This window comes from Laedolimicola intestinihominis (genome assembly GCF_040096155.1).
GTDB classification, from domain to species: Bacteria; Bacillota; Clostridia; order Lachnospirales; family Lachnospiraceae; genus Laedolimicola; species Laedolimicola intestinihominis.
Genome location: NZ_JBBMFE010000019.1, coordinates 23571 through 37839 on the forward strand (window position 1 = coordinate 23571; position 14269 = coordinate 37839).

Here is a 14269-nt window from a genome sequence, read left to right on the forward strand (position 1 = left end):
GATCCGTATGGAGATTATAAGAAGGGACGAGTTACAGGAACTTTTAGATGTTGTCAGGATGAAACCATATGGCAAATTCTTGATAACAGGTGCGGCAGGAAGTGGTAAAACTTTTTTGTTAAATATAATTGGAAAGATATTAGAGGAAAAAGGAAGGGAAATCTGGTATGAAACGATGGATTTTTCACGGATGGGAAATAAAAGATGGAAACATCCATCTGATTTTACAGATGTTGTTTGTTTAGTGGATGGTTTGGACGAAACATATAGATATAAACAACAAATGGTAGAGCACATTAAAAATGCTAGAGGGTGTTATATATGCACTGCTAGAGAAAATAAATTTGATATAAATTTTGATTATGAAATAAGGTTAAAGCCATTAACAGATAAACAGATATTATTGTTTATTAGTGATTATCTTGGTGCCCGTATCTCGAGTGACAGTATTGTAGAAAGTATTTTTAAAGAACTTGATAAGCAAAATTTAACGCCTAGAACGATAGCTGAAAAGCTTCATACAAAACTAAAGGGCGAGGGGCTTAACGAATATTTTCTTGATTTTGAAAAGGATATACATCAAATATATACATATAAAGGTGGTGTATCTCTACAACATCCAGAGATAGTTGTTCCAGAACGAAAAATTATTAGAGTACCAGACGAATTAAAAAATGATATAAAGGTAGTAACGCATTCACTTGTGGATAAAGTTGCATTAAGACCAGAAATACTTCAAGAAATTACTCCTAGACAGTTTGAGGAACTGGTTTGTGAATTATTTGAAAGAAAAGGATATAATGTGCAACTTACGAAACAGACAAGAGATGGTGGTAAGGATTTGATTGTTCTTAATAATTCAATGTTAGGCGATTTGGTGATTTATGCTGAATGTAAAAAGAAAGCGCCTAAGCATCCTGTGAATGTTGGACTTGTTAGACAACTATATGGAACTGTTGAAGCGGACAGGGTTACAGCAGGAATAATGGTAACGAACTCATATTTCTCAAAGGATGCTCGTAGATTTCAACAGACGATAAAAAGTAGAATGAATTTAATAGACTATTCAGAGTTAATGAAACAGATAATGGATTGCAGGTAGGAAAATGATAACTATTGAAGTTGAATGGAGACAGTGTTATGGCAGTATCATACAATAAATTATGGAAACTATTAGTTGATAAAAAAATGAGTAAATCAGATTTGCGTAAGAAGGCAGAAATCGCTCCTAACACAATGACAAAGCTCCGCCGTGATGAAGAGGTAAGCCTTACAATTCTTAGCAAAATCTGCAAAACCTTACATGTAGATTTTGGGGATATTGTGGAGTATGTGCCGGATGCAGAAATATGGGATTTGTATAATGAGAACAGAGAGCTTCTGGGAAAAGATCATGTCAGGGGCGAACAGTTACCGATAGATGGCTACCATTTGGTGGTGCATGTATGGATTCGAAATTCTAAGGGAGAGTACCTTATCTCGCAGCGTTCCGCAAACAGGCCGACATACCCTTTGATGTGGGAATGTGTAGGCGGTTCGGTTGTAAAAGGTGAGGATAGTTTATTAGGAGCGATCCGGGAGGCAAAGGAAGAGGTTGGCGTTGATTTAATGCCGGAAAATGGACAGGTTCTTTTTACAAAGACACGAAAAATCATTGAGGGAAAAATCTTTAATGATATTATGGACGTTTGGCTGTTTGAATATGATGGAGAAGTTGATTTGGGCAATGCCACAACGGATGAAGTTGCACAGGTTGCTTGGATGAATCGGGAGCAAATTAAGGAACTGTTTGAACATAATATATTTGTGGAGACACTGGAATACTTCTTTATGGAAGTGGACAAGTAGTAATGAATTGTTTGTCAAAAGTGTTGGTTCATGTAAGAGACTGTTGGAAAAGCTTGTAGTAAAGCGGAGAGGAGAAATTTTAGCAAGTAGTTTGTTAAGAGAAGAATGGAAATGTTATTGATTGAGCCTATAAGCGCAATTACATCTTGGGAAGATTATGAATATCAAGGACATGTAGCTTTGTATATTGCGTTAAAAAGTATATTGGATTTATTGCAAAACGGTAAAAGTATTTCAGGTTATGATTTACAAATTGAAGGTGAAGAAGATTTTTCTATAAGAAAAGATTCTAAATACATTTCATTGCATCAAGTCAAGGCAGGTGCAATAAGACTGGAACAAAATGATAAATTTTCATTCGTAATTGAAATTCTTCAAAATGAAGCGGAATATGGGTATTTTCATATAGCAAATGGAAAAAGAATCCCGGTAGATTTTGTTTCATCAACATTGACATATACTAGTATGCTGAAGAATCAATTAAAGAAAAAAGTAATAGAAAAAAAGGATATTGCGGATACAGATAAAGAAGATGATTATATTGTTCTGGACAAAGTGTCAGGAAATCATAAAAAGGCGGATGTGTATAGTTTAATAAAGTATGTATCTAAAAATTCAAAGGATATAGCTAAGATACAGTCAGTAATTATAGAGATTGATAATGCATTAGATACATACAAAACTATCATAGAGAAGAAAATAGAAGAGTTAAAAAAGGATAATCCGTTATTATGTGATGATGAAGCGTTCTTGTGTGCATATGATGAAAAATACGATAATGTAAAAGAGATTCGCTTAAAAGCATATGGGGTGATAGTTGAAATATTAACGATAAAATGTCCGGAGTATACGTTTGTTGATGTTGATTATGCAGCATTGGTCTATGATCAGCTGTTACTGTACATGAAAAATAGAATTACGGACTTTTATATTGAAAACAGCAAGATTGGAAAATGTATATTGACATTTAGTGAGATGGTAGAGCAGATAATAGTAGATTATCACGAAAGAATAGATACTGTTGCATATCAATATTTTCAGGTGTTAAGAAGCATTCGAGATGCGTATGCAGAGTATCCAAATGAGCCATGGAATCATTGTACTGAAAGCAATTGTAAAGATTGTAATGGTTCTGATGCTTGCAATTTGTTTAAGCAAATTAGCATCTTGAATGAAAAAACGGAAATTGATAAAAATCAGATTATTCATAATTTAATATTAAAAACACCTGTAGTAGGCAAAAACAATAATTTGCCACAAGATAGTTTGGTTTCGCATTTATTTCTTAATCTTTTGGATGAAATCAAAACGTTAGGGCTTGAAAAAAATAATGCATATCAGACAGTAAAAGATGGTAATAAGACATATAGGTTAACATTGGATAGCAGTTATGACATAAATGAATTCCAAAAGAATTTGAGAAAAGAATTGGGAAAAGAATCAGATAGGTCATTACTATACGAATGTGATGTTTTAATTACAGATCGATTATCTGAAGAATCTCTATTTTTTAATGGCGGGGACATAAGTGTGTTAACAGAAAAAGAATTAAAAGAGATAAGTGGAATGACTTCTTCTACAATTGACAAGATGAAGAAAGATTGTAACAGACCTAAAGTTATTAGACTTATAGATAGAAATAAGGCATTAGGAGAATTGAAGTAATGAATGAGATAATGAATAAATTGTTTGAACAATATAATTTTGCTAAAACATGGGAAGAAGATAACAGAATGTTTTATGTTAATACTGATAAAAATGTTGTCAGCTATTTTATCTTGAATTTTATTGACTGTACTAACATTTCAGATAAAGAGGAACTCATAAGAGCAGAATTGGACAAATTAGAGGAAGAATATATTGATGCAGAAAGTGATAAAAAAGGAATAAAGTACTCAATAATTAATTCTTTTAAAACTGTGCAAGAAATATCACAGATTGATAAGAATACATCAGCCATATACCTTGTTAATTTTTCGGAAAAAAATATGTTGACCAAGTACAGAAATTTGATTTATTCAATTGAAGAGTCACCGAATTATTTTAAAAGATATATTTTACCATATACAGAAAAGCAGGTAGTTGGATTAAAAAATGTCTTATCTGATTATAGTGACAAAAATATTGTTGAGATACTTTCAGAGTTGGCGGATGTTGAGGAAAATTACTATTCGCTTATGAATGGTACAAATTATAATAGCGTCTATGAGCTTGTAATTAGACTGTTTTCAAAGATTCCATTTTTACAGTACAAATTCAAGGCAACTTCGGATGATATTTCTTTGGAAAAGATGGTTAAGGATGCATTAGCTAATGATTTGGTAAAATATGATGAAGCAATTAAAGCAAATAAGATTGAAATAGAAGATTTGATAGAACTAGAGGAGATTGCTATCACAGAAAAGGAAATTGATGTGATCTTAAACAAACTAATGGAGGAGGCGTAGTAATGCAGTATAAAATTGTAAATTTACGTGTGAAAAATTTCAAGTGCTTTGATAATGCGCAATTTTATGAATTTCGTATTGAATATGAAAAAAATCCAATTATTTTGTCTGGACCCAATGGTTTTGGAAAAACTACATTTTTTGATGCGATAGAGTTGATATTTTCAAAGAATATTACACGTCTTGATAAAGGAATAGAGAAGAAAACCACAAATTTGGGCAAGAATATTTTGCTTAATAAAGCAAATGAGGATGGATATGTTGTTTTGACTTTGAGAAATGAACAAAGTGACTTCCTTACTATATTTGCAAAAATATTAAACAATAATCATAAATTAGAGGTTGAAGATTCAATTTATTATGGCGAAATTAGGGGTTTATTTCCACTGAGGAACTAGATAGTTTTCTTTGTAGTTATGATGATTGGAAAGATTCTGTAGATAATGAGAACTTAATAAAATATAGAGCTAAAAATTTTAATGTATATTATTATGTTTCGCAGGCCGAGTCTGTACACTTTTTGAAAAGAACAATTTCTGATAGAAAAAATGCTATGAATGTTTTGTTAAATACAGGTTTTATAGATGACAGAAAAAGAGTAGTAGTAGATCTTATTGGGAGTAGAAATGGGACCAGTGGTCATCTTATTAATGATGAGATTATGACACTGGATAATGAATTGAAAAAGAAGGCGGCAATTCTAAAAGCATTATCGAAGAGTAACATGCAGGATGAGGTTGAAAAGATAGAGTATGTAGATTTAGGTTTGTATAATAAAGATTCGAATTTATATTTTTGGGATAGCTTAAGTATTGCGGAGTTAGATAATTCTGAAATTAAGAGGGGAATAAATATATTAGAGAGTATAATTTCATTTTGGGAGAATAAAAAGGATTATGGAAATTATCGTTGGAATGAAGATATATCAAAAGTGCTGAAAGGAAATTCGATACAAGATTATATAGATTATAGAGAATATGTAATTAATAATTTGGTGTCAATGCAAAATGTAGAACAGCAGTTGGAAAAGTGGGATTCCACAATACAAATTTATAATTGTACTTTGTTATTTAGACAGGAAACTCCTGAGGAGACTAGCTATAAAGAAGAGGATATTATTGCGTTAAAAAAATTAATTCCGAAATTGGAGAAATATGATTTTTCATTAATTAAAAGTATTACAGGTGAAATTCTTAGTTTGAGAAGTACTTTTTCTGCAAATCAAAAAGTAATAGACAAATTAACAAACGCTCGAAATGCTTTGAAAAATGCAAAAAATGAATATGACGAACAAGGAGCGGCATGTCCATATTGTAATACAAAATTTGCTAATACAACTTTATTAAATGATGGCTTTGAGGAAGTAGAGAAATTGTTGCAAATTGAAAGTGGGAGTATAGGGGAACGGATAGCACTGAAAAGAAAAGAATTGGAAAGTGCGGTTGAAAAAGTAAAGGAGATAGTACATCCATATGTGGATGGACTAGATGAAAGTGTTATTGACTTGCTAATACAGAGAAAAACGTCTTTAAAAGGGTTTATCAGTGATTCGGGAAGGGTAGCTAATGTTGAGAAAGTGGTAAAATATCTTGCTACTGCAGACTATGTGTCTGAAACAGAAGGCGACAATTTGATAATAGATATACAAAGAGTGTTATCTGGGTTAATCAGGAATATAGAGAATCAAGAATTTGATAATCTCTATATTAAGCACAAATATGAAAAGGTAGAGGAACTTTATGGCGAAGATATAAAGAATATGATGGAGCAGATGACAGTAGAAACTCTAAAGAAGAAATTTAAATATTTAGAAAAGGTTGTCTGGGAAAAGGAAAATACTGAAATTTATGTAATTAAGGGGGAAATGAAAGACTTAATTGTTAGAAAAGAAAAGATAACAAGGATTCGTCAACAGTTGAATGAATTGAGCAAGGTGTATGACAAATCAGTAGAAGAGTATAAGAATATTACTTTGAAACAATTGAGAGTACCATTGTTGATATATACAGGGAAAATTCTACAAGACTATCAAAATGGTTTGGGGGTATTTGTAAGTAAAGATGAAATGAGGTTTGTCTCGAATGGAGATGCCAAGCACGACATATTAAATACATTTAGTTCGGGACAACTTTCAGGATTTGTTTTGTCGTTCCTTTTTGCGATGAATAAACAGTACATAAAAGCGTCTTCTGATGATATTGGATTTATTCTTATTGATGATCCGGTACAAACTATGGATGATATAAATATTTCTTCATTAATTGAAGTGCTTCGAAATGATTTTTCTGATAAGCAAATAATATTGTCAACGCATGAAATGGATAAAGAAAACTATATTTTGTACAAATTTTATAAATATAATAGGATTGGACAATCTTTTAATGTAAAAGAAGAAATTTATGGGTAAATACAATACTATGCACAAGCGTAATATTATGTGAAAAATGGAGGCGATAGAATGACAAGTGATTTTATGAAAGAATTGCTTTCAAAAGATGAAAAAATAACAGTAGAGTACAAAACCTGTCAGTATGGCATTCAGGAAGATGTGTATGAAACGGTGTGTTCTTTTTCTAACAGATATGGTGGGTATATCATCATGGGTGTGGAAGATGACGGGACGCCAATAGGCATTAATCCGAATATGGTTAAGGATATGAAAAAGAATTTTGTGAATCAGCTAAATAACCCGGATAAGATGTCACCAACATTATATCTTTCAATAGAGGATATTGTATATGAAGGGATGACGCTGTTATGGGTGTATGTTCCGCCAACATCTACTGTAGAAAAGTGTGCAAACAGGATCTATGACAGAAATGAAGATGGGGATATGGATATTACGGACTCTCCGATTCAGCTACAGAATATGTATAACAGAAAAAGCAACACATATGCGGAGCACAAGATATTCCCATATGTTACAATGGAAGATCTACGCATGGATTTGATGGATAAAGTAAGAAATCTTGCAAAGAGCAAAAATCCGGATCATCCTTGGTTGAAAATGTCGGATGAGGAAATATTGAAGAGTGCTGGCTTATGTGAAAAAGATTTTTCATCAGGTATTCAAGGATATAATCTTGCAGGTGTGTTATTGTTTGGCAAAGATGATGTGATAAGGTCTTGTTGTCCTGGATATATTACCGATGCATTATATAGGGTTGAGAATCTAGATAGATATGATGATAGATTGCAGGTAACAACTAATTTAATAGAGGCATATGATCTTTTAATGGAATTTGTTGCAAAGCATACATCAGATAAATTTTGCTTAATCAACAATATTAGCACGAGTATTAGAGGTATTATTTCAAGAGAGGTTATTGGTAATATACTTGTGCATAGGGATTATTCAAGTGCATATCCAGCAAAGGTGATTATCGAAAAAGATTGGATGAGAACAGAAAATTGGTGCATTCCTAGACGCCATGGAAATATTATGAGTGATGAGTTTACTCCATATCCAAAGAATCCTTTAATTCAGCAATTTTTTGCTAATATTGGTAGAACAGATACTATTGGTTCGGGAGTAAGAAATCTTTATAAGTATACACCAATGTATTCAGATGGCGGTAAACCAGAGCTGATTGAAGATGATGTATTTAGAATTAATATACCATTAGACAGAATTGCGGCAGATGAAGCAACAGAACAGAAAACATTATCTGAAAGAGAACAGAAAATTTATAATATGATTTGCGAGAATCTACATTTGTCAGTTGAACAGGTAATGGCAGAATTGGATATATCAAGATCAACAGTGTTTAGAGATTATGCGAAAATTAAGAAAGTAACAGGTGCTGCTTACGATAAAAAGAGTTCAACATGGACATTGTAATGAGACAGTCTCAAGTTAGTCTCAACAAAGTCTCATAAATTTTGACACTTTATGAGACTGAAGAAAAATCTAAAAATGTGATAAAATCGGGACTTTTAACGTGTTGGAAAAACTTAGTCTCAAGTCAGTCTCAACTTAGTCTCATTTTTAAGGTAAGGTTATGAGACTGAGTTGAGACTAAAAATGATTAATGAATTTATATGATTTATCGATTGGAGAAGATAAAATGAATCAATTTCTATCTATAGCATTAAAAACACATTTTGAAAGTCTGAAGGTTAGTGGTAAGGGAGAAAATTATTGGCAATGTTATCAAGCTTTTTTAAATTACTGTGATATATATGGAGATTGTGATCTTAAGGATTTGTTTAATAACAAATTATTAAGGCAGGATATAGTGCGCGCATGTGTGTTATATTATAATTCTAGTGCAAAGGCACATAGAAAAGAGGCAGTTAATAGATTTTTGTCTGCAATCGATTTGTTCTATAAAAACTATATAAAAAAGATGGGTGGGATAGAATGTAGTGCACTTGAAGGTGGATGTAGGAACAATGAAATGATTGAAGATATTGAAAAATGTCGCAATACAAAATTAAAGCAAGAAATATATTGTCCGATAGATGATAAGATTGAAATTGAGATAATAAAAATTTGCAATAATCTAAAAAAAAGTGATTTTTATAAATTTGGGCAAAAGATATTATGCAACCTTCTCTTAAAATATGGATTTAAACTAAACTTATTAGTAAACTTAAAAAAGGCTGATGTAAATGACATTGGTGGAATTATTACAATTAGAAATAAAGATAGTGTAATCAATCTAAGTGTGGATAAGTCAATGGTATCTGATATTAGACAATATAATATGGTACATAGATATCCTAATAGAGAATATTTCTTTTTGAATACAAAGGGAAAGAAGATTACCTCCAGTTCGGCACTGGCTACGATACAAGAAAAATTAGAAGAAGTTAATAACATAAATACAACAACACTTGCATTAAAGGGTGTTTCAAAACTTATTCAGAAAGGACTAACTTTAAGTGAGATAAAGTATCTTACGGGGTTTGAAACTAAGAAGATAGAGGATGTTTCTAGGTGGTTGATGAATCAGGAGGATGTAGAAAGTGTTATAAATAATAAGCTTAATTTAATTGATATATAATGGAATGCGAAATTATAGACAAAGGAAATAATAAGTAATGAGAATTAGAAATTCTTTTGAGAGATTATCGGATTGGCAGGAAAATTATATAGAATGTCTCAGTAGAGCATGTGTAATTTTGGAAGTAGGATTAAAGTCTGCATCAGAGAATTCAGGGAGTTTATTATAGTAATGCCGAATCTGAACTATGATATTCCTCAAGATTTTGAAGAAAATGAGATAAGGTCCGAATTTGCAAGAACAAGAATGCAGATTATTTCGATACAAATAAAGAAATAAATAGTTCTATTGCAGCAAAATTATTGAAAGTGGAAATAAAAAAGTCGGAAAAGGATAAAAGATGAAAGTAAAATTAGAAGACATAATCGAGGCAATGGAATTTGCCAATATGGAAACAGAATATTATTATGATACCCACAATGAAAAAGTTCTGATGTTGTTTGATGGAATGGTAGATGGTGAAGACAATCCGGAACTCTTCGAAGATATTAAAGAGGGATTTGTCGAGGATTATATACCGTTACCGGGACAATACGATATCAATGAGTATCGAATAATGGAAGAGTTTATATACGAGCTTCCGGCGGGAAAGAATCAGGATGTATTGGCAAGGACAATTCAGGGAAGAGGTGCTTTTAGAAGATTTAAGGATAAATTGTATGACTTGAATCTGGAAAAACAGTGGTACCAATATCGTGAAGAAGCCTATGAAAAAATAGCAAGGCAATGGTCTGAAAGACATAAGATTGATATTGTTGAATGAAAGAAAGAGGTGCTGCTATGATACCCACAGAAGATATTATGCCAATAGTGAAAAATACAATCGCTGCATCAATTAAATGTAACACCCATCGCGGATACATTGGTTGGAGCAGCTGCGATAATATTTGTATGGATATGCATGACTGTCTTGATATGTGTGCTGAGACTTTAGAAATGCGTGCTTATTTGGTTGCACTTGAGGCGACTACATACATTTTGATAGCCGGTGTTAAGTTAGCATCTCATGCAGATAGTAGTTCGGGAATGCTTACGGATGTTATCATGTGTACATACGAACTGATAGATCAATGCACAAAAGAAATCAAAAAACAGGACAAACAAATGAGGGATCAAGCACTTGCATTGATTATAAAAGAGGCAAAAAAGAGTGTTTTTGATGGTTGGACTGATTGGCGTTATGATTTGCTGAAATGTGGGATTTGCCTATGCGACGAAAAGAGTGCAAAGAAGCTTGAAAAGGTTTTGGATACCCTTTTGGAAATTTCACGGGAGGATTATTACCCGGAATATACGAAAAAAGAAGATTTGATTGTAAGATACCTTTTACATAGACATTTATATGGCAAAAAGAATACACAGAAGGAACTATATCAGAATATTGCAATAAATGAACTCCGTATTATTGCTATCAAGGATGCTATGGAAGACAAGAACTATGATGAAGCAGAGAAACTTTGTTTAGAGAAAGCAAACGAAGAAGAGACATGGCATTATCGTAGCAGTAATCCGGAAGATTGGAATAATATGCTATATGACATATATAAGACAGCAAACAGTACGGAAAAGCAAATCACACAGGCAAAAAAACTGCTATTAATGGGAAATGAGAAGTTCTGGGATGTTTTGAAACAGATTTATAAAAAGTGTGGTGCGTGGAATGAAAATTACGAGAGCCTATTGGATGAATTAAAGGATAGCAAGCGAACTGTTTGCTATCGTAGTGTTCTTATTTCTGAAAATGAAAAGAAGAGATTGCTTGATGATGTAATGGAGAATCCGTATGATTTGTTTTATTATGGGGAATATTTGGTGAAGGAATATCCGGAACAGGTATATAAGTTGTGTTATAAGAAAATAAGTGAGAGTTGTGCTCAGGCAAAGGATAGACGTGAATATAAGAAGATAACGAAGAATATTGCACAGCTTATAAAATGGAAGGGTAATGATACTGCCAAGTTGTTAATTGAGGAATTGAAGCAGAGATATCCAAGAAAAACAGCATTGTTGGATGAATTGGAGAAGGTGGAGAAGAAATTGTAATTCAAATAAAATACTGGAATTTTAACATAGTCTCACCAGTCTCAAAATATTCTTGAGACTGGTGAGACGTAGATGAGACTAACCCCAATAAAATGCTCTTTTAATTTTGGGAAAATCAATTAAATTCATTCATAGCATTCACATATTCCTGTAATCCATTAGGTTTGCAAGCCAATTCAGCATAAAGCAGAGGGCTTTCCTGTGCCAGCCGATATAGATATGCAATATCATCCGGTGTATCAAGCAAGACAGATGAATTACATTTTTTGCAACTGATAGTAAGAGGCGTGCCCGTATATGTATTATTGAGGGCATTAACAATAACGGAATTTGTATCAGGTTCATACATACCAAACAGGTAACAAGGCTTATTTTGTTTCATGGTGTTCTCCTTCCCACAGATACTTAGCACCATCAAGCAGATCAATGATGGCTGTAAGCATATTGTTATAATCGGTCTGTAGTTCCTTGATTTCATTGCTTGTAGGGAGATTGTTTAAAGTTTGGTGCTCACGGCATTCAGTAAATGTTTTCTGCATTTCGAGCAGTTGCAGATACAGAGCATTAACAGTCTGCACAAGAGGATATATAGTTTCTTTCTTGCCGACAACGCAGATGCGGTTATAGATGCAGGAACGGACAAAGTAATCTTTTTTCATCATGCCACTGGCAAGGATGCGGGTTTCGATTTGTTTGCGTTCAGCATCGCTGATTCTAAAACTTATAGTTGGATGTTTATGTTGATTGCTCATAGAAAAGCTCCTTTCATAGTGGGTGTGGCAGCAGGCACAGTTAATCACCAGCAAGCCACATTTGATTATTCGTTTTTAGTAGTAAAAGTAGATTATATCTGCCATGGATTTCGTAGATGCAATATTGAATAATTGCAACTAATTTGCTACTAAAGTTTTTGAAAACGATATGAAAAGAGTAACATTAGATGAAACAGATGAGGTGAAATGCCGCATAAAATCAGCATTTTTGATTTGATGATACTTCCTTGGGGAAGAGTTTGAATAACGGACATTTGAGCCATAAATCCTTATTTTATAGGGATTGTGGCTCTTTTATTTTGCTTCGTGATGCTAGTGTGATGTTGAAAAATGACACCATTATTTTCTCTACGCATATTATACTGGATTGAAAATTGTCGTGATGTGTGATAAAATGACAGCCATGGAACCCACGACAGGGGGTGGTAGCCTCCCGAGCCAATGGACCGGTTTTCCGGAATACATAGGAAGGGAGGTGGCGCCGATGACAGCTTATGAGATCATTTCGATTTTCATTGGGATATTAGCTCTGCTGATGTCCTTTGGCAGCTTAGTTATTGCGTTGTTTGCCTTTCTCGACAAGAAAAACAAGCGAAAATAAAAATGCCTACTCTGTCGCAACCAGAGTAGGCGTCTCTATTTAGAGAAACAAGCTAGCTCGGGAAACTCCACCTTTTGGAGTGGGGCTCCTGAGAGGCATCTGTTCCAGCAGGTGCCTTTCTTTATGCTTAATATATCACAATCAGCGGGTAATTTCAACTTCATTTTACTGGTTCCGGAACTGATTCAGCCGGTCTGCAATTTTCAGAGCGGAGAACCCAAGCTCTATGAGCATACTTGCGTGGGAATGCCTAAGTCATGAAAGTTAAATTAGTTATTTTATTTCATTTTTTTAGCGCATTATTGAAATTAATACTGTGATGTCACTTTTATTGTTTTTAGTTATCTGCTATAATTGAAATAAATAAAATAGATACTGAGGGATAAAAATGCATCCATATACAGGAGATTACACCGAACAAAGAAAAAATGGAAAGTTGAATTTTATATACTATACTTTCACACCGCGTCCATTGAAAGGTAATACATTTTTCAAAATAGATGATGAACTGATGGCGCTTTTGATTGAGACATATCACACTCTTGGATTATTAGAAGGGTTGCTTCAGTATGCACCAAATAAAAACTCATTTTGTGAATTGATGCTCTTAAAGGAATGCACTTATTCCAAAATGATAGATTATTATGGTGCATTAGATTTTAGAAATATATTAGTTAAAAGAGAGGCTGGAAAGGGTAATATAGAGTCTATAAAAAATTTAATGTCAGCTTATAAATCAGCCGCAGATATGCAGTTTGCAGCTCAGGAATATAGCAAAATATGTAGCATCGCTTTATATGGTGATAAAGCAGAACAACAAATAAGTATACGCAACACCCAAACATTTTTACAACGCGCAATATCAAACTTAAAAACCTATAACCCAACAGCTCCAGAAGATGTTTTGCCATCATTGGCCGATATTTCTGCTTACCTCTATGACAGTGAGGATGATCCTTTGATTCAAGCTGCGTTAGTACACTATCAATTTGAAATGATACATCCATTTGAGAAATATAATGGAATTGTTGGACGTATTCTAATATTCATGGTACTGAAAAAAATTGCAGGCAAAGCGTTATCTGGGCTGTGTCTATCTGAGCACCTATTCTTTAATAAAAACGAGTATTTTGATATACTCAGTTCAACGCAATACAGCGGCGGTTACGTGCGTTGGATCAAGTATTTCATACGGATTATCAATGAAGCAACTCAAACTAGTGTAGATCTGCTCAAAAAATACGAAGAAACAATTAAACTAGATGAGGAAAAGTTAAGAGCCAAAGTACCGAAAACAAAAAGTGTTTGGAGTGTGTATGAATACCTTAAAGTATCTCCTGTTACCAGTATTCCTATTACAGCAGAGCATTTAAACTTATCATATAATTCAGTTTCTAAGGCATTTGCTACATTGAAAAAATATAATATAATTATGCAAAGAAACAATAGCACGAGAAATCGAATATGGGAATATACTTGTCTTGATTTTATATTTACTTTACCAAGTATCAATCAAGTAACATGTAACTAGTTGGAAAAATAATGTGG

At 33.1% G+C, this 14269-nt stretch carries 13 protein-coding genes and 1 pseudogene; 12 read left to right on the forward strand and 2 right to left on the reverse strand.

Annotation, left to right across the window (positions count from 1 at the left end; translation table 11 throughout):
* The first annotated feature begins 7 nt into the window (after nt 1–7).
* The 11 genes and pseudogenes from WMO29_RS15340 to WMO29_RS15385 all read left to right on the forward strand — a co-directional run bounded on the left by WMO29_RS15340 (nt 8) and on the right by WMO29_RS15385 (nt 11347).
* On the forward strand, nt 8–1102 hold the full coding sequence (locus tag WMO29_RS15340) for a restriction endonuclease (protein WP_349165380.1): 1095 nt from the start codon (nt 8–10) through the stop codon (nt 1100–1102).
* A 38-nt stretch (nt 1103–1140) separates the two neighbouring features.
* Nucleotides 1141–1341: pseudogene (locus WMO29_RS16785) on the forward strand (helix-turn-helix domain-containing protein); the annotation flags it as partial.
* Nucleotides 1333–1848, forward strand: coding sequence for an NUDIX hydrolase (locus tag WMO29_RS15345; RefSeq protein WP_435391203.1), 516 nt, complete (start codon nt 1333–1335; stop codon nt 1846–1848). The pseudogene WMO29_RS16785 and the gene WMO29_RS15345, both read left to right, overlap by 9 nt.
* Before the next feature lie 111 nt (nt 1849–1959).
* On the forward strand, nt 1960–3513 hold the full coding sequence (locus WMO29_RS15350) for a hypothetical protein (RefSeq protein ID WP_349165382.1): 1554 nt from the start codon (nt 1960–1962) through the stop codon (nt 3511–3513).
* Nucleotides 3513–4295, forward strand: a complete 783-nt coding sequence (locus WMO29_RS15355; protein WP_349165383.1) for an ABC-three component system middle component 1 — start codon at nt 3513–3515, stop codon at nt 4293–4295. The genes WMO29_RS15350 and WMO29_RS15355 overlap by 1 nt, the downstream gene beginning before the upstream one ends.
* Before the next feature lie 2 nt (nt 4296–4297).
* Nucleotides 4298–4693 carry an AAA family ATPase gene (locus WMO29_RS15360; protein WP_349165384.1) on the forward strand — a complete coding sequence of 132 codons (396 nt, stop codon included), beginning with the start codon at nt 4298–4300 and terminating at the stop codon, nt 4691–4693.
* A gap of 122 nt (nt 4694–4815) precedes the next feature.
* On the forward strand, nt 4816–6702 hold the full coding sequence (locus WMO29_RS15365; RefSeq protein ID WP_349165385.1) for a hypothetical protein: 1887 nt from the start codon (nt 4816–4818) through the stop codon (nt 6700–6702).
* Between the two features lie 51 nt (nt 6703–6753).
* Entirely contained in the window at nt 6754–8136 is a 1383-nt protein-coding gene (locus WMO29_RS15370; RefSeq protein WP_349165386.1) for a DUF8451 domain-containing protein, read from the forward strand.
* Nucleotides 8137–8362: 226 nt separating this feature from the next.
* Nucleotides 8363–9304, forward strand: a complete 942-nt coding sequence (locus tag WMO29_RS15375) for a site-specific integrase (RefSeq protein ID WP_349165387.1) — start codon at nt 8363–8365, stop codon at nt 9302–9304.
* Nucleotides 9305–9644: 340 nt separating this feature from the next.
* Complete coding sequence (locus tag WMO29_RS15380; protein ID WP_004611841.1) at nt 9645–10067, forward strand: UPF0158 family protein; 423 nt, start codon at nt 9645–9647, stop codon at nt 10065–10067.
* Between the two features lie 17 nt (nt 10068–10084).
* A complete protein-coding gene (locus WMO29_RS15385) occupies nt 10085–11347 on the forward strand; it encodes a hypothetical protein (protein WP_349165388.1) in 1263 nt (420 codons plus the stop codon).
* 115 nt (nt 11348–11462) lie between these two features.
* Here WMO29_RS15385 and WMO29_RS15390 read toward each other — a convergent pair whose 3' ends face one another.
* Both WMO29_RS15390 and WMO29_RS15395 read right to left on the reverse strand, forming a co-directional pair.
* Nucleotides 11463–11729 (reverse strand): hypothetical protein, encoded by a 267-nt coding sequence (locus WMO29_RS15390; protein WP_118505091.1) that lies wholly within the window; start codon nt 11727–11729, stop codon nt 11463–11465.
* A complete protein-coding gene (locus WMO29_RS15395; RefSeq protein WP_004611844.1) occupies nt 11716–12099 on the reverse strand; it encodes a plasmid mobilization protein in 384 nt (127 codons plus the stop codon). The genes WMO29_RS15390 and WMO29_RS15395 overlap by 14 nt, the downstream gene beginning before the upstream one ends.
* 1010 nt (nt 12100–13109) lie before the next feature.
* Between WMO29_RS15395 and WMO29_RS15400 the strand changes: the two genes are divergently transcribed.
* A complete protein-coding gene (locus WMO29_RS15400; RefSeq protein WP_349165389.1) occupies nt 13110–14252 on the forward strand; it encodes a Fic family protein in 1143 nt (380 codons plus the stop codon).
* The last annotated feature ends 17 nt before the right edge of the window (nt 14253–14269 follow it).